Source organism: Lactobacillus sp. HBUAS51381, from assembly GCF_012641095.1.
GTDB lineage: Bacteria > Bacillota > Bacilli > Lactobacillales > Lactobacillaceae > Levilactobacillus.
Genome location: NZ_JAAVSC010000026.1, coordinates 23623 through 39063 on the forward strand (window position 1 = coordinate 23623; position 15441 = coordinate 39063).

At 51.9% G+C, this 15441-nt stretch carries 16 protein-coding genes and 1 tRNA gene; 7 read left to right on the forward strand and 10 right to left on the reverse strand.

From position 1 onward, the window contains the following. Positions 1-118 precede the first annotated feature (118 nt). Positions 119-1129 (reverse strand): NADP-dependent oxidoreductase, encoded by a 1011-nt coding sequence (locus tag HEQ50_RS09385; protein WP_168900261.1) that lies wholly within the window; start codon positions 1127-1129, stop codon positions 119-121. Positions 1130-1304: 175 nt separating this feature from the next. Here HEQ50_RS09385 and HEQ50_RS09390 point away from each other — a divergent pair, with 175 nt between their 5' ends. Then, positions 1305-1643, forward strand: coding sequence for a helix-turn-helix transcriptional regulator (locus tag HEQ50_RS09390; protein ID WP_168900262.1), 339 nt, complete (start codon positions 1305-1307; stop codon positions 1641-1643). Next, entirely contained in the window at positions 1625-2320 is a 696-nt protein-coding gene (locus tag HEQ50_RS09395) for a type 1 glutamine amidotransferase domain-containing protein (protein ID WP_168900263.1), read from the forward strand. Before HEQ50_RS09390 ends, HEQ50_RS09395 begins: the two co-directional genes overlap by 19 nt. Before the next feature lie 42 nt (positions 2321-2362). On the opposite strand, the gene HEQ50_RS09400 is transcribed toward HEQ50_RS09395, so the two are convergent. Next, positions 2363-3433 (reverse strand): DMT family transporter, encoded by a 1071-nt coding sequence (locus tag HEQ50_RS09400; RefSeq protein WP_168900264.1) that lies wholly within the window; start codon positions 3431-3433, stop codon positions 2363-2365. A gap of 38 nt (positions 3434-3471) precedes the next feature. Continuing rightward, the gene (locus HEQ50_RS09405; RefSeq protein WP_168900265.1) at positions 3472-4419 is read right to left on the reverse strand and encodes an AEC family transporter; all 948 of its coding nucleotides are present in this window, start codon (positions 4417-4419) and stop codon (positions 3472-3474) included. 367 nt (positions 4420-4786) lie between these two features. Here HEQ50_RS09405 and HEQ50_RS09410 point away from each other — a divergent pair, with 367 nt between their 5' ends. The 5 genes from HEQ50_RS09410 (at position 4787) to HEQ50_RS09430 (ending at position 10445) form a co-directional block, all read left to right on the forward strand. Beyond that, on the forward strand, positions 4787-5935 hold the full coding sequence (locus tag HEQ50_RS09410) for an LCP family protein (RefSeq protein ID WP_168900266.1): 1149 nt from the start codon (positions 4787-4789) through the stop codon (positions 5933-5935). A gap of 240 nt (positions 5936-6175) precedes the next feature. Then, the gene (locus tag HEQ50_RS09415; RefSeq protein ID WP_168900267.1) at positions 6176-7087 is read left to right on the forward strand and encodes a metal ABC transporter solute-binding protein; all 912 of its coding nucleotides are present in this window, start codon (positions 6176-6178) and stop codon (positions 7085-7087) included. 204 nt (positions 7088-7291) lie between these two features. Then, positions 7292-7939: an EAL domain-containing protein gene (locus HEQ50_RS09420; RefSeq protein ID WP_168900268.1), complete on the forward strand. Its 648-nt coding sequence runs from the start codon at positions 7292-7294 to the stop codon at positions 7937-7939. Between the two features lie 149 nt (positions 7940-8088). Further along, complete coding sequence (locus HEQ50_RS09425; RefSeq protein WP_168900269.1) at positions 8089-9219, forward strand: GGDEF domain-containing protein; 1131 nt, start codon at positions 8089-8091, stop codon at positions 9217-9219. 92 nt (positions 9220-9311) lie between these two features. Beyond that, the gene (locus HEQ50_RS09430; RefSeq protein ID WP_168900270.1) at positions 9312-10445 is read left to right on the forward strand and encodes a GGDEF domain-containing protein; all 1134 of its coding nucleotides are present in this window, start codon (positions 9312-9314) and stop codon (positions 10443-10445) included. Between the two features lie 138 nt (positions 10446-10583). Here HEQ50_RS09430 and HEQ50_RS09435 read toward each other — a convergent pair whose 3' ends face one another. The 7 genes from HEQ50_RS09435 to HEQ50_RS09465 form a co-directional block, all read right to left on the reverse strand. Beyond that, entirely contained in the window at positions 10584-10988 is a 405-nt protein-coding gene (locus tag HEQ50_RS09435) for a PTS sugar transporter subunit IIA (protein ID WP_168900271.1), read from the reverse strand. A 74-nt stretch (positions 10989-11062) separates the two neighbouring features. Then, the gene (locus tag HEQ50_RS09440; protein ID WP_211089299.1) at positions 11063-11689 is read right to left on the reverse strand and encodes an HAD family hydrolase; all 627 of its coding nucleotides are present in this window, start codon (positions 11687-11689) and stop codon (positions 11063-11065) included. Between the two features lie 160 nt (positions 11690-11849). Then, positions 11850-13283, reverse strand: a complete 1434-nt coding sequence (locus HEQ50_RS09445) for an MATE family efflux transporter (RefSeq protein ID WP_168900272.1) — start codon at positions 13281-13283, stop codon at positions 11850-11852. 306 nt (positions 13284-13589) lie between these two features. Beyond that, positions 13590-13674 (reverse strand) — tRNA-Leu (locus tag HEQ50_RS09450). An 81-nt stretch (positions 13675-13755) separates the two neighbouring features. Continuing rightward, positions 13756-14637: a homoserine kinase gene (gene thrB, locus HEQ50_RS09455; RefSeq protein WP_168900273.1), complete on the reverse strand. Its 882-nt coding sequence runs from the start codon at positions 14635-14637 to the stop codon at positions 13756-13758. Positions 14638-14657: 20 nt separating this feature from the next. Beyond that, positions 14658-15140, reverse strand: coding sequence for a SprT family protein (locus HEQ50_RS09460; protein ID WP_168900274.1), 483 nt, complete (start codon positions 15138-15140; stop codon positions 14658-14660). Beyond that, a partial coding sequence (locus HEQ50_RS09465) for a S1 RNA-binding domain-containing protein (RefSeq protein WP_168900275.1) occupies positions 15133-15441 on the reverse strand: 309 nt, incomplete at its 5' end. The genes HEQ50_RS09460 and HEQ50_RS09465, both read right to left, overlap by 8 nt.

Consider the following 15441-nt stretch of genomic DNA (forward strand, 5'->3'; position numbering starts at 1 on the left):
ATAACATAGGGACGCCAAGGATTCGCTTAATTTGTGCAGGAAATCACGGATTCGGTGTTCTTATCTTACCCCGAACGGTCATCCTACCAATCGCGTAAGTTGCTGGTCACTGCGCGGCCTAAGGCAATTCCACAATGACTTTTCCGCGAGCATGCCCCCGCTTCGAATAGACCAGTGCTTGATCCAGATCCCGAAACTGAAAGGTGCGGTCAATCACGGGGCGTAATTTGCCGGCCGTAATTAACGCCGCCAACAGCGCCAGCTCTTCTCCACTGGGGGCCATGAACAGGAAGTGGTAGGCCACACCAGACTGCCTTTCCAACCGAGTTAGCCGATGCGTGGCGATGCCTAGTACGCCCTGTTTCCACAGCGGCAGGCCATACGCCTTGGCAAACCGAACATTGGGTAAGCCAGAAATACTGACGACTTGACCACCGCGTTTGACCACCGAGAAGGCTTGTTCCAGGCTCTTGCCACCTAACGTATCAAAGACGGCGTCATAATCTGTTAAGGCTGTTGCGAAGTCTTCGTTGTGATAGTCAATGACCCGGTCAGCACCCAAGGAACGGACCAGCGCAAAATTTTTCGGACTTGTGGTCGTGGCCACCTGAGCCCCCAAGTAGGTTGCCAATTGAATGGCAATCGTGCCAATGCCACCGGCGCCAGCCTGGATGAGTACCTTCTGGCCATGCTTCACCCGCAGGATATCGTGAAGTGCCTGGTAGCTGGTCAGACCAACTAAAGGGATTGCGGCAGCTTCATTGAACGTGAGATTTCGCGGTTTCAGGGCAATATCCGCGGCATCAACTGCCAAGTATTCGGCAAACGTGCCAATCCGACTTTTGCGCGGCCGGCCATAGACTGCATCCCCCACTCGAAACTGCGTCACCTGGTTCCCAACTGCGACGATCTCACCGGCAAAGTCGCTGCCCAAGATTAAGGGCATTCGGTAGGGTAGCAAAAATTTTAGACCGCCCGCCATGGTCTTCAAATCGATGGGATTAAGGCTTGCTGCCCTAATCTTAACCAAGACGTCGGTTACACGTAGCGTTGGGACAGGAACGGTTTTTATGAGCGGCGTAACTTGCCCATAATGGGTAAGCAACGCGGCCTGCATCTTTTCTGACATGTGTATTCTCTCAGCTTTCTTGGTTCAATATTTTAAACGATTATATCCCATAATATCGGGTCCGTTCAAAAATGTCAACCAATGAATTGGGGATGATTCTCTGATAATAAAGGATTGACAGATCGACGCAATGATGGTTTAATGGTTTAAAATAACGAACGGATAGGTGACTAAATTGTCCAACTTAACCAAACTCAAGCATGAATTTACCAAGTCCAGTGATTTTCTAGTGGCCCTGGGCGATCAAAAACGGCAAGCCATTATCGTGGCGTTGCTCGATCCTCAAGTGATTCACCGCGGTCTTCAAGTCACTGATCTCGTGGATGTGACTGGACTTTCCCGACCAGCCGTCTCGCACCACCTTAAAATTTTAAAAAACGTTCAGCTCGTCGATTATCGCCGTGAGGGAACAAAGAATTTCTATTATCTCACGCACCAAACCAAGGCCATCGACCAGCTCAAGACCCTTTTAGACCATGTAATGGAGACGATGATATGCAACCAAAACCTTTAAAAAAGATTCTAATTGTTTTAACCAATACGATTCGCTATGGCCAGACGACAGACCCCACTGGACTATGGCTCGGCGAAGCGACTGAATTTGCGCTGATTGTTCAACGTGCCGGTTACCAAGTGGACTATGTCAGTCCTCAAGGGGGCTTTGTCCCACTCGATCCACGTAGTTTAAAATACACCGACAAAGAGATTATGTCCGTCTACGAATCCGCCGACTTTCAACGACGTGCCCTCACCCACTCGTTAAGTCCCCAACAAGTTAAGTCCGCCGACTACGCGGCCATTTACTATGCCGGCGGCCACGGCGTAATGTGGGACTTTCCAAACAACGTCCCCTTACAGACGATTGCCGCAACGATCTATGCCCACGGCGGCTATGTGACCGCGGTTTGCCACGGCATCGCGGGGTTGTTAAATATTCAGACATCCCCTGGCCACTATTTAATCGCGAATCACCGGGTGACGGGCTTCACTAAAGCTGAAGAGATCTTGGCAGGCAAACAATCAGTAGTGCCATTCTTCAACCAAGCGGCTGCCGAAGCTCGGGGCGCAACCTTCCTGAAAAAACGCGCCTACAAAGAATATGCCGTCCAAGACGAGCGTTTGATCACGGGCCAGAACCCCTTCTCAGCCAAGGCGGTTGCCCAGCAACTCGTTCAAAATTTGCACAAATAAAAACATCCTCGTCTTTTTCGGCGAGGATGTTTATTCATTTACTTAATCAGTTGATTCCGTTGAAGACGACTTCACGTGAGCTTCCGCACGCGCCCGTAGCTTGGCTGCGGCCGTTTGTGGGGTTGCTTCTTGAAAGTCGCTGGCTGGGACGGTTGCGTCCTGATCGGCCAATTGCGATTCGCGAGACTTGACCCGGTTCCCCATAAAGGTCACGACCGACCCCAACAGGATAATCACAATCCCAATAATCGTATTGGTCAAGATGCGTTCATGGATCAACAACGCAGCTAAGATTGGCGCCAGACCTGGCTTGATAAAGAACACCAGTGATGCCGTGGAGACGTCGGAGCGTTCCATCGCTAAGAAGTAGAAGGCGAACCCCCCACCGGTGACACAGACCCCAATAAAGAACAGGAGCCAGAAGTATTCCAGACTGACGTTCTTCAAGATTGGCATCGCGGCGAATTGGCTGAGCCAGGATACCTGGCGCATCCCACCAGCGATGGCCGGCACGTGACTGACAAGCATCAGTAGCAACAGTTCAAATGACCCGGCAAAGAATGTAAAGCAGGTCATAATGATCCCGTTGAAATGGTGCCGAACGGACCCCCACCGCGACACAATGCTGTACAAACCAAAGGTCAACGCAGACCCAATGGCCAGGCTCAGGCCCACGGCATTGGTTAAGTGGGCGGGGTTGACGATGATGACCAAGCCGATAATGGAAATCACCACGGCAATTAAGTTGGCTCGGCCCAGCCGTTCGTGCAAGATCAGGTAAGAGAAGATCAAGGCGAAGACGGGGTTACAGCTGAATAGAACGGCCACCGTTGAGGCTTCATCAACGGAAATGGCCAATTGATACAACGTCATCGAGACGATCACGCACACGAAACCCGTCAGGAAAAACAGGCCCCAGTCGGAACGCGTCAGATGGTGTTGCTGCTTACGCAACGCGCGTAACGCGATCGGCAACAGAACGACCCCACCGATGAAGAAGCGGATCAGGTTTAACTGGATGGGATTAAACGCCCCACCGGCCGCCTTCAAGGCAATTTCCATCGAACTAAACATCAAAGTTGAAAATGCGATATACAACAACGTTTTTCTCAAAACGAACCTAGTTCCTCCCTATGTAAAACCTACAGTGTCTAGTGAATTTGTTGGACGAGGACCATCAAAATCGGAATCACCACTAAACTTAGGAGGGTCGTTTCGGTTACCATGATGGCCGCGTAATCCGTATCCGCATGGTAGAGTTTGGCCACTACCGGTGCGTTGGTCATAACGGGCATCGCCGCTTGCAAAATAAAAACTTGTTTCATTAGTATGGGCATGCCCGTGGGAATGACCAGACAGGCCATCAATGTGGGCGCCACCAGAAATCGTCCGAAGAGAATCCCCAGACTATCCCGATTCAGGCGGATGTTTTGTACCCCGGCCCCCGCAATCGCGGTCCCAATAAAGATCATCGACAACGGTACGGTCAACCCACCCACGTAGCTAAAGTCCTTCATGATCCAGGCGGGCAACTGAATGTCTAGCAACACCAGTGCCACCCCCAGCATGAAGCCCAACAATGGTGGCGAAAAGATCTTCTTCAAGGTCGTGACCAGATTGAAGGTCGCCGTGCCCTGACCATCGCGTTGAATCAAGTACGCCCCCAACGTCCAGAAGAACGTCGTGTTGGCCATGTAATAGACCAACACAAAGGGCATACTCTTGGGTCCAAATAGGGCCTCGTTGACGGGCAAGCCTACAAAGACGGTGTTGGAGTTCGCAAACATCGCTTCAAACAGGCCCCGACGTTCCGGATGCACTTTAAACCCGTGAAAGGCAATCACGGACAGGCCAAACATGATCAGCATGGAAACGACCGGAAACCGAAGATCCGGCAGCGTTGACTTCAACGTCTGCGCTGAGAACTGGGTCGTAATCGTACTAATCATATAAGCCGGTAAAGCAATCTGGGTCACCAGCCGGGCAATTAGCCGCCGAGACTGTTCATCGAACCACCCGCGGCGGGAAAGAATATAACCTAAACCAATCATCACCAGAATGATGAGCACCCCGGAGACACTGCGAACAAAAACGGCCATGAGACACCCTCCCGCCAATCATCATAAAAAATTAACGATTCTTAACTAACTTGGCCCATTATAGCACGCGTCTGGTTTTCACCGATTCGGTAACCGGTTCCAAACGCCCATGTGCCACGTTTCAGACCACCTTGACAAGCTTTTGAAAATCATTTTTACCTTCCAGATTATACCAAATATCACCCTATCCCACCCGACCAAGCGTTTACGAATGGCCAATTTTGTGGTCTAATAAATTAATTGAGTCCGCAAACCAGATTTCCAGGGGAACACTTAAGATTTGGTTGCGCTGGTCAACGCCGTGCTTGACGATGATAACCGTCAGCCGCGTCTAGACAAAGATTTTAATGAGGATGAGGAAATAACTATGCCAAACGATAATGGAAGTAGACGCCAACGGTCACCCGAAGACTTCGAACAAGTCTATGACCGCCGGGCCGATCGAAATTCACACTTTAAGACGCCGTCAGTACACCCCCACCGTCCCGTCATGTGGACGGTCGTCATTGTCCTACTGGTCCTGTTGACCGGGGGCTTGGCGTATGGTTACCAAGCCTGGAACTCCGCCAAGAAGACCTTCAGTCAAACCTACGAATCATCAAAGGCGGCCAAGAGTCGTAACGTCTCTGCCGTCTTGAAGAAAAACAAGCCCTTCTCAATTCTATTGATGGGGACCGACACCGGGGCGCTGGGACGCTCCGATGTGGGTCGGACGGATACCATGATGGTCGCTACGATTAATCCCACGAAGGAGACCGCTTATTTGACCAGTATTCCCCGGGACACTCGGGTCACGGTCGGATCTGGCGTCAACGCCTCCGTCCAGAAGATCAACGCGGCCTATACGATTGGCGGCCCCAAGACGGCCGTTAAGACCGTGGAAAACCTCCTGGACATCCCCATTGACTTCTATGCCATCGTCAACATGGGTGGCCTAGAGAAGATGGTCGATGCCGTTAACGGAGTCGACGTCACACCGACGTTAACCTTCCATTACGGCGCCGCCAACGTCACTAAGGGCAAAAAGGTGCATTTGGATGGGAAGCAGGCCCTCGCCTACTCCCGGATGCGGCACGAAGATCCCTTGGGTGACTACGGTCGCCAGAAGCGGCAACGGCAAGTCCTACAAAAGCTGGTCGTTAAGGCGGCCGGGCTAACGTCACTGACCCGTTACCAACAGATTCTGACCTCCCTAAACGGCAACCTGAAGACCGATTTAACCTTTGACGATCTCATGCAGATTCGGGCCAAATACGGCGATGCTTCTCACCACATCAAGTCCGAGACGTTGCAGGGACAGGATGCCATGATCGATGGGCTCTCCTATCAGGTTCCAACCAACGAGGAGTTAAAGAAGGTTTCCAATCACATCCGTAAGACGCTGGAACTGGCCAACACGAAGAACTTCACTTCCGATGCCGACACGACGGCCTACGGGACCGACACCAGCTACGACACGACCGCGGCCAATTCCGGCTACGGAACGTCTACGGGGAACGGCAACTACGGCTACTAAACTTAACGCTTAACCAATACCATCACGCCTGACTGGGCGCGATGGTATTTTTTTGCACAACTGATTGCTTCCATGACGGCTAATAATTTCGAGTCTTCGACCTTCATCGGAGATTGCCGTGTCCCCTCCTAACCGTCTAGTCACCTATTTTTTTAAATTTCCCCTTGCCAAGTTTCAATCACTTCTGTAATATCTAAACAGTAATAATTACTATTTAGGTTTAGAGGAGAGAATTGATCAATGTCTGTTTTACGAAAATTAAGCCTTGGCGTCGTCGCCATCAGCCTGCTCGTCCTGGGAACCGCCTGTGGTAAGTCCCCTGCAACCGCAACAACCAGCCCGACTAAACCCATCCACGTGGTCGCCAGCTTAGACTTTTACGGTGAGGTAGCGCGGGCCGTCTTGGGCGATCACGGCACGGTAACCACGCTCATCAAGAGTCCTAGCGTTGACCCGCATGATTTTGAACCGACCCCGCAGGACGCCGCAGCCGTGTCCCACGCCAACTTTGCGCTCAGCAACGGTCTGGGTTACGACCACTGGCTACCCAAGCTGGTCAAGAGCAACGGTAACCGCCAGATTCAGCAGATTCGTGTCGGTGAGGACGTGTTGGGAAAGCAACCGGGGGCCAACGAACACGTCTGGTACGATCCGGAAACGATGGCGCAAACGGCGACCTACCTGGCCCATCAATTTGGTAAAAAGGCGCCGCGCTATAGAGCCGTCTATCAGCGCAACGCGGCCGCCTACATTCGTCAGCTAGCGCCCCTTCAACAACAGCTCAAGTCCCTCAAGCAGCGGAGCCACAATCAACGGGTGGACGTGAGCGAACCGGTCTTCGACTACGCCCTCACGGCATTGGGCTATCGCCGCAACAATTCGGCATTTGCGCTGGCGATTGAAAACGGCACCGATCCAGCCCCCCAAGCGATTAAACAGATGCGTCGCGACATCACGGACCAGCGCATTGCCTTTCTGGTCAACAACCGCCAGGCCAGCAATCGCACCGTCAAGGCCATGGTTCAACTGGCCCATCAACATCAGGTTCCCGTGATGACCGTTACCGAAACGCTACCTAAGGGCAAGACCTATCGTACCTGGATGCAGAGCCAATACCGCCAACTGGCCGCTATTCAGCGGACCACTGAGTAAGTCGCGCTCGCCGATTACCTTCATTCAGCCTAGCCACCGCGTTCACCAAGCCGTGTGCCGTTGCGGCCCCGGCAGAAAATCGAGGCCTCGTGACCAAAAAATAAAATACGTAGCGACACTAAACCATATATGGCGTTGTGCTTTCAGTGAAAAGGACTAGAATGGGGGTAGCTATCAAATCGAGAACTAAAGGAGTCGACCCAAATGTATCGTTTTTTTGTCCAACCACAGATTAATCAAAATGATCATAAAATATTTGGCTACGAAGTCCTCCTGCGCAAGCAGAAAGACCAGTCGTGGGTGTTACCCCAGCACTTTACGGACATTTCTGTCGAAGAACAGACCGCCCTACTGGAACAGACCGTTGCGGCCCTAGACACGACGACAAATAAACTCGTCCTAGCCTTTAACCTGAATAATCAACAGCTACGTGATCCCTTCACGCTCGGCAACATCATTACATTGAAGAAGCGGATTAACCCCGCAGCCCTGACCATCGAACTGACTGAGGCCCCGACCTTACCGGAGGTTCAGTTGTTCAGCTTGGCTTTTCATCAGTACGGGATCAAGCTGGTATTAGATGATGTCGGCACGGGCTCGAACATCTACGATAACATTCACCATCTGTTGCCGTACGTCGACGAGATTAAATTCGCCATGCAAAACCTCCGGATGGAAAATCGGGAGGCTGATATTCCTGATGCCCTTGCCTTTTGGTCTAAAATTGCGAAGCATTACCGCTTACAACTGGTCCTTGAAGGGGTTGAGAATTCCGAAGATCAACAACTCGCCAAAAAATTCGGTATTACACTGCATCAAGGCTACCTCTATGGAAAGCCCAGTCTAGTTTAAGATGAGGAGTTGGTCCCAACGGTTTTGGCGGGTCAACTCCTTGTTTTTCACTAAATTTTCACCCCATTACAGTGATTCGTTAAGTTTTTAGGGTTAATATATGAGTATGGTATATTTCAAGCACGCAGACTAAAGAACGGATGGCAATCATGACCTGGTCACAATGGTTCGTAGCGCCTGCCCTAACCAGTATTTTCTTTCTATTGGGGGTTCTGACGCTCTATTGGTTTATGACCAATAAAATAATTCAATATCTGGGCAGTCGCGGTAAGCACGTTAACGTGCCCAAAGTGCGGACCACGATCGGACTGATCTACATGCTTCTCCTCCTGATCGTGACCCAAGCAGCGGTCAACGGTACGAGTAATAGTTGGGTCTTCACCAACTTCGAGATCTTCGCCATTGCCTTTGTGAGTTACTTCTTAATGCTGGAGATTCGGCTGTGGCAACTCCTGTTGGCGACCATTCTCTTCATGCTAGTTAACGGGACGTTGTTCGCGTGGCTACCGTGGGCGTTCGTCGTGGTCTACATTGGCTTTTACTTTACACTAAAGGCCATTAAGACCCACCGTCACAGTCCTTGGCGTGATTTTGGCGACTACGCCTCGACCACCCTACTATTTTCTACACTGTTGTGGGGCATCACGAAGGTACGTTTTGACCTGCCCCTGACCACGACCGGCTGGGAAATTCTCTTCAGTTTTCTTCTCCTGACGATCATGTACTTCTACGTAGACTCCTTGTTCGCCAGTGCCTCAACCTTGGAGAAACTGACGTACACGACCAATTTCGATGAACTCACCCATGTGCGGAATTACTTTGCTTTTAAAAACGACTTTAACTGTACCTTCTCGAGCGCACAGGCCGAGCACCAACCGCTGACGCTGATGCTCTTCGACATTGATCACTTCAAACACGTCAACGATACCTACGGGCACTTGGCGGGTGATTACGTCCTGAGCACGGTCGCCCAGCTCATCACCGAACAGTTGGCGGCCATTGACCCCGACCTGCGCCTTTACCGGACCGGGGGCGAAGAATTTACGATTATCTTCAACCACTACACCACGGATCAGGCGCGAACCCACGTTAACGCAATCGCTCAAGCCGTTAAATCCGGTAAATTTCGCCACGGCGGGAAGCCGATTGCCATTAGTATTTCCGTCGGTGTAACGCAGCTACAGACGGGCGATGAGGATCAACTAGACGTTTATCGCCGGGCGGATCAAAATCTGTATTTCTCAAAACGTAACGGTCGTGATCGTGTCACGATTGTGTAAAAAACCAACGGGCGACTCACGAGTCCCCTCCCTTCCTCCTGAGCACCTGTGCCCAGTTTTAGGAAAAATCTAAACGAAATGGATGACGGTGTATGACTTGGTCTGAATGGTTTGTGAATCCTGCGCTAACCAGTGTTTTCTTTCTCCTAGGGGTGCTCACGCTCTACTGGTTCATGACCAGTAAGTTGATTAAGTACCTGGAAAAGCGCAAAAAGAATGTTCGTTCTTCCCGCGTTCAAGCGGTTGTCGGTGTCATCTACATTATGATACTGATCATTGTGACCCAATTGGCCGTTAAGGGGACGCCGAATGGCTGGGTGTTTGTTAACTTTCAAGTCTTTGCCGTTATCTTCGTCAGTTATTTCTTGGATCTCAACATCCACGCTTGGCAGATTGGCTTACTCATCTTAGCCTATATCGGTATCAACGGGACCTTTGCCATTGGGCTCTCCTGGCTCTTCGCCGCCGTGTTCTTCGGCCTGTACTTTGCCATGGTCTTCATCAAGGAACATCGGCACACCAACGAATGGCGGAATTTTAGCGACTACACCCTCGTCAATCTGGTGTTTGCGGTCGCCATGTGGTCGGTGCTTAAGGTCCGGTTCAATCTAGGCTTCGGTGAGGTCGCTTGGCAAGTGCTCTTTAGCTTCTTCTTTATGACCATTACCTTCGTCTACATCAATTCTGTCCTGGCCGGTGCCAATACGCTGGAGCAGCTGACGTACACGACGAACTTCGATGATCTCACGCACGTCCGGAACTACTATTCATTCAAGAAGGAGTTCAGTCAGGACTTCACATCGGCCCAGGAACATCAAGAACCGTTGACCCTCATGTTATTTGATATTGACCACTTCAAGCACGTCAACGATACGTACGGCCATTTAGCGGGGGATTACGTCCTCGCCAACGTTGCCAAACTCATCACGCAACGGCTTAAAACCATCGACCCCGACCTCCACCTTTTCCGAACGGGTGGCGAGGAGTTCACGATTATTTTCAAGAACTACACCACGGCAACGGCCAAGACCCACGTCACCGAGATCGCTGATGCTATCCGTAACGGCCATTTTCGGCATGACGGCCAAGATATCACCATCAGCATCTCCGCCGGGGTCACGCAATTCCAGGATGTGGATGACAATCAACTCGATCTTTACCGGCGAGCGGATCAGAATCTCTACTATTCCAAGCGTCACGGCCGTGATCAGGTCACGGTCAACTAACAGGCGGGCAGGAGTAACGCGACCTACCCAGTAATTCAATTTAAGTTCAAAAAATGGCTCTGAGACGGGAAAGTCTCGGAGCCATTTTGCCATATATTTATCCGGTTTTTACCTCAGGTCACCAGCTGAATAATCCCGCTATTTCGTCGCGGTCATTGGGTCAAAGTGGCGAATGCCCCCCTGCGCCGCGCGCTCCAGATGGGGAATAGCCACGGCTAACGGTTGCGTCCGAATGGTCAGGGCCTCAATCAGCATGGCTAGGTTCACGCCAGCAATCACCCCGTACTTTTCGGGGGCCTGCATGGCCAATTGGCGCGCCGCATTAAAGGGCGCCCCACCCCACAAGTCCACCAAAAATAGCAGTTCCGAACCAGGCTGCAACGCCTGAATCGTGGCCTGATAGTGGTTAACCAAGTCCTCTACACTTTCATCAGCCGCCAAGGTGACCGCGGCCACTTTGGGCGCCTTACCAAAGATCATCTCGGCACTTTGTAAAATGCCACGGGCAAACTCGCCGTGGCCTGTAACGATTATGGCAAACATTCTGCCACCCCTTTGCTCTCACCCGCGTCGCCGTCGTGGGTCATTTAGCTCAAATATAGCACAAAACATCACGATCAGCTACCTTGCAGCAAGTTTAACATGTCCTGTGGTCGCTGGAAGGTCACGTCCGGCGTGAATCCTTGCGGCTGTTTGCCGTTCCATCCGGCAAAGCCGAAGATCACGCGGGCCGCCTTCGATGCCCGGACGTCGTAGTCCGTATCCCCCACATAAATGGTCGTCTGGGGATCGGCAGCTAAGCGGTCCATGGCCAACAGGATGCCGTCGGGTGCCGGCTTCCCATGGGCCACGTCTTCGGCAATCACGTGCTGGGTAAAGTAGGAAGCGAGCCCCTCACCCACCACGTCACGTTGATACTCAAACTTTTGTTTTGAGGTCATGACGGCTAAACCGGCACCAGCGTCCTTCAATTGCTGTAACGCCTGCTTGACGCCGTCATAGACCACCACCGAGTCACGAAAATCCTGCGTACGTGGTCCCCACAGGGCTAAGACCTCGTCAACCTGCGGAATGCCCAGGCGAATCAGGGCATCGCGACTGGGAATCCCAAAGGTCGTGGCGAGCTCGGCATAGTCGCGTTCGATCCCCCGTTCGTGTAGAACGGCTTGCAACGAGCGCATATACATCGCCTCGGTATCCAACAAGGTGCCATCAATATCAAAAATAAAATTCTTTATCGTCATGAAAGTACTCCTCAATTTAGCAATTTCGTTTTTGAGTTAAGCGTCAAACGACCACGCCGGTCAGCGCTTATCAGCCCAGTCGCGGTGCGAATGACGCGTTATTTTTTTCAAAAAAGGTGGCCGTTAATAAACGACCACCTCTAGTGTATCACGCTTCGTGTTAGGACTCTAATTTTGGTTGTCGCGTTGCGGACAACGTCGTATCAGGCGTCGTCTTGTGCGGTGTGTCAGGCGTTGTCTTGCCCTCGACCACGTCAACGGAACGCTGTAGATTCCGTAATTGCTTAACGGCCCGAATCCAAGACGGCACCAGAATCGCACAGGAACCCAGCCAAGCCAGTGGTTCAGCGGAGACGGCCCCGGCATAGCCAAATGTTCCAACCATGAAGACTGCCGCAAAGACCCGCATGGTGAGTTCACCGACACCGGCTAGGGTTGGCAAGACGCGCCGGCCTAAGCCTTGAAGGGTGTTTCGAATGATGAAGAGCACGCTCAACAGGAGGTAGCTACTCCCAATGATGTTGAAGTACGTCTGCGACAAGCGAATAACGTTTTCGTCGGCTGTTCCGATGATTAACGTCACAATGGGCTTACCGAAGAAGATAACCAGTCCACCGGCAAAGACCGCGAAACTACCGGATAACCAAAGGGTCTTCTTGACCCCTTCCATGATCCGGCCGTATTTGGCTGCCCCAAAGTTCTGAGCGGCAAACGTCGCCATGGTTACCCCAAAGGAAGACATCGGCAGCGAACACAGTTGATCGACCTTGGAGGCCGCCGTGGAAGCCGCCACGGAGTCGGTTCCCAGGGAGTTCAAAGCCGCCTGCATCACCATTGTTCCGATGGCAATGATCGACAATTGAAAGCCCATGGGCATCCCCGTAGAGAAGTGATCCCACAGTTCGTGGAAATCAATCTTGAAGTCTGCCCTGGTGATGTGCAGTAACGGAATGGACCGCACGATGTAGACCACGCACAACAAAGAAGCAATCACTTGTGAGATAACCGTTGCCCAGCCGGCACCGGCTACCCCCATGTGGAAGACCAGGATGAAGAGCAATTCTAAGACCACGTTGACGACCGTCCCAATCACCAGGAAGATCAGTGGGGTCCGGGAATCACCCAGCGCCCGAATAATGTTTGACAGTAAGTTAAAGGCCATGGAGGCAAAGATCCCCGCAAAAATCGTGCTGATGAAGATCCGGGCATTTTCAAAGATCGAAGCCGGGGTCTGCATCAAATGGAGGATGGGATCAACGAAGGTCAGGGCCAGAACCGTCAGGACAATCGTCATCAGGATTGAGATGACAATGCTCGCGGCAAAGGACTGCCGAACCCCCTTGTAGTCCCGCGCACCATAGCGCGTGGCCGTGATGATCGCCAGACCGGCCGTTAAACCTTGGGCGAACCCAATAATCAAAAAGTTGATCGAGCCAGTCGCACCAACGGCGGCCAACGCCTTAACGCCTAAGGTTTGCCCCACAACCACAGTATCCGAAACGTTATATAATTGCTGAAACAAGTTACCAATTAAAAGTGGAATGGTGAAAAAGAAAATGAGTTTGAGGGAATTGCCCTTAGTTAAGTCGTTCATGCGCCGACCTCCTTTTTGAATTTTGCTAATCTATTGCCACAGGACAACTACTATACAGCGAATTCGGAACTTTGTCAGTCTTTTTGCTTAGAGAATTCGTTATCCCGATTTAATTTCCAATATTACGCCCTTCTTAAGGATTTTTGAAGAGTTATTTTGGGTGAAAACGATTGCGTAGCGAAATTGTTACCTGTTTGTCATTTAACGGTCGTCATTCATCTTCATCACGGGGAATACTGCCGAGCAGACAAAAAAATCGTGATGGCGACGTCTACACGTCTCATCACGATTTTCGTTTGTTTTCGATGCGGCCAAGAAGATTCGAACTTCCACCCGGATTACCCGGACAAGATCCTTAATCTTGCGCGTCTGCCAATTCCGCCATGGCCGCATTAACTCACAAGAAATAGTATACCAAATGATTCGGGCAGTGACAATATTTTTTTGCAAGTTAATTCAAAAAAATCTAAGATTATGCATCTGTCAGGACAGTTGCCCCGTCTTGATCGAGTTCCAAGATGCGCAGACTCCCCGGCAAATCGGCATCCGCCAGCTTCGTCCGCAACAAAGTCAATTGCGCGGAGGTCCCAAAGGTCACCACAGTTGGTCCGGCGCCACTGAGATACGTTCCGACAATGCCCAACTCATGGGCGGCCTCGCGAATCTCATTGAGCTCTGGGACCAGTTGTGACCGCGCCTGTTCGTGGAATTCATCCATTTCGATCAACTTCGTGGCCAATTTCCAGTCCTTCTTCAACAGAGCGGCAACCAAGACGTTGGCCACGCTGCTGGCATGGACGGCCGTCTCGAAGGACACCTGCTTGGGCAGGGCCTGACGACTCTTCTGCGCCAACAGCTTTTGCCCCGGAATGAAGACCAGCGCCTGGAGATCGGGTAGTGGGAGCTTAATCGCATCGGCCACGCCATCGTTGACCGTTGCCACGGCCGCTTGCCCCATCAAGGCCGGCGCCACGTTGTCCAGTTCGCCACCCAATTTGACCGCCCAGTTCAATTGGTCGGCAATTGTCAGGTCCATTTCGCCCAACTCATTGGCAATCTTGATTCCGGCAATCACGGCACTGGTCGAACTCCCCAAGCCACGAGAGACCGGAATATCTGACATCACCGTGAGTTGGTGCGCCTGCAATTTCGGATTCACCTTCAACGCCGTCTGTACCATCAGGTTATGTTCATCGCGGGGAATGCTCGTCCCTAAGGCGTGATTAACCCGCCATTTCTCCGTCTTCTCTTCAATGATCACGGTCAAATAAAGATGTAGCGCCGCCCCAATCGAATCAATACCGGGGCCAAAATTGGCCGAGGTTGCCGGTACTCGAATAATTGTTTTACCCATAATTTACTGACCTCCTAAGTTTAACGCGGTCGCTGAACAGCGATCACGGTCTTCTGCCAAACTAAGTGACCGCGACAACGGCCACACACCATTTTCGTGACGTCAATGCGCCGTGCACGGTAGTATTTCTGTCCACAATTCTGACACACGTACAGCTGCCACGGTCGTGGATGGGGCCGGGTCTGGCCGGGCGCGGCCGGGGCGAACCGCAAGCCGCCAACCTGACGCAGAAGCTCACGAAAGGCCCGCGTCCGGTGTTGTCCGGACTGTCCCGCCAGATGAAGATGATAGTGACACAGCTCATGCTTGATGATCCCGACCAGCGTCGCCTCATCGTGTTCCGTCAGCATGCGCGGATTAATCTCAATACTGTGATCCTTCAGCTGATAGCGACCACCCGTGGTGCGCAGCCGCGGATTGAACCAGGCCCGGTGGCGAAATGGTCGCCCAAAGCTTTCCAGTGAAATCCGCTCAACCAGCCGCTGAAGCTCCTGATTAGTCATGACCATCAGTCCGCATCGTCAGCTGAATCCGTTGTCGATTCTCATCGACGCTCAACACCCAGACAGTGACCACATCCCCGATGGTTACTTCCGCGCTGGGATCACTGACGTAGTGGTCGGCCAACTGGGAAATGTGAACCAGACCGTCCTGCTTAACACCAATATCCACAAACGCGCCAAAATCAACCACGTTACGCACGGTACCCTGAAGTTCCATGCCGGGTTTCAAATCCGCCATGGTCAAGACGTCCTGCCGCAGTAAGGGAGCCGGCATGGTATCCCGCAGATCTCGGCCGGGGTT

Coding starts and splice junctions, on each gene's coding strand:
- HEQ50_RS09430 (WP_168900270.1), top strand. CDS start 9,312: ATGACTTGGTCTGAATGGTTTGTGAATCCTGCGCTAACCAGTGTTTTC.
- HEQ50_RS09440 (WP_211089299.1), bottom strand. CDS start 11,689: ATGACGATAAAGAATTTTATTTTTGATATTGATGGCACCTTGTTGGAT.
- HEQ50_RS09445 (WP_168900272.1), bottom strand. CDS start 13,283: ATGAACGACTTAACTAAGGGCAATTCCCTCAAACTCATTTTCTTTTTC.
- HEQ50_RS09385 (WP_168900261.1), bottom strand. CDS start 1,129: ATGTCAGAAAAGATGCAGGCCGCGTTGCTTACCCATTATGGGCAAGTT.
- thrB (WP_168900273.1), bottom strand. CDS start 14,637: ATGGGTAAAACAATTATTCGAGTACCGGCAACCTCGGCCAATTTTGGC.
- HEQ50_RS09420 (WP_168900268.1), top strand. CDS start 7,292: ATGTATCGTTTTTTTGTCCAACCACAGATTAATCAAAATGATCATAAA.
- HEQ50_RS09395 (WP_168900263.1), top strand. CDS start 1,625: ATGCAACCAAAACCTTTAAAAAAGATTCTAATTGTTTTAACCAATACG.
- HEQ50_RS09410 (WP_168900266.1), top strand. CDS start 4,787: ATGCCAAACGATAATGGAAGTAGACGCCAACGGTCACCCGAAGACTTC.
- HEQ50_RS09415 (WP_168900267.1), top strand. CDS start 6,176: ATGTCTGTTTTACGAAAATTAAGCCTTGGCGTCGTCGCCATCAGCCTG.
- HEQ50_RS09425 (WP_168900269.1), top strand. CDS start 8,089: ATGACCTGGTCACAATGGTTCGTAGCGCCTGCCCTAACCAGTATTTTC.
- HEQ50_RS09405 (WP_168900265.1), bottom strand. CDS start 4,419: ATGGCCGTTTTTGTTCGCAGTGTCTCCGGGGTGCTCATCATTCTGGTG.
- HEQ50_RS09460 (WP_168900274.1), bottom strand. CDS start 15,140: ATGACTAATCAGGAGCTTCAGCGGCTGGTTGAGCGGATTTCACTGGAA.
- HEQ50_RS09435 (WP_168900271.1), bottom strand. CDS start 10,988: ATGTTTGCCATAATCGTTACAGGCCACGGCGAGTTTGCCCGTGGCATT.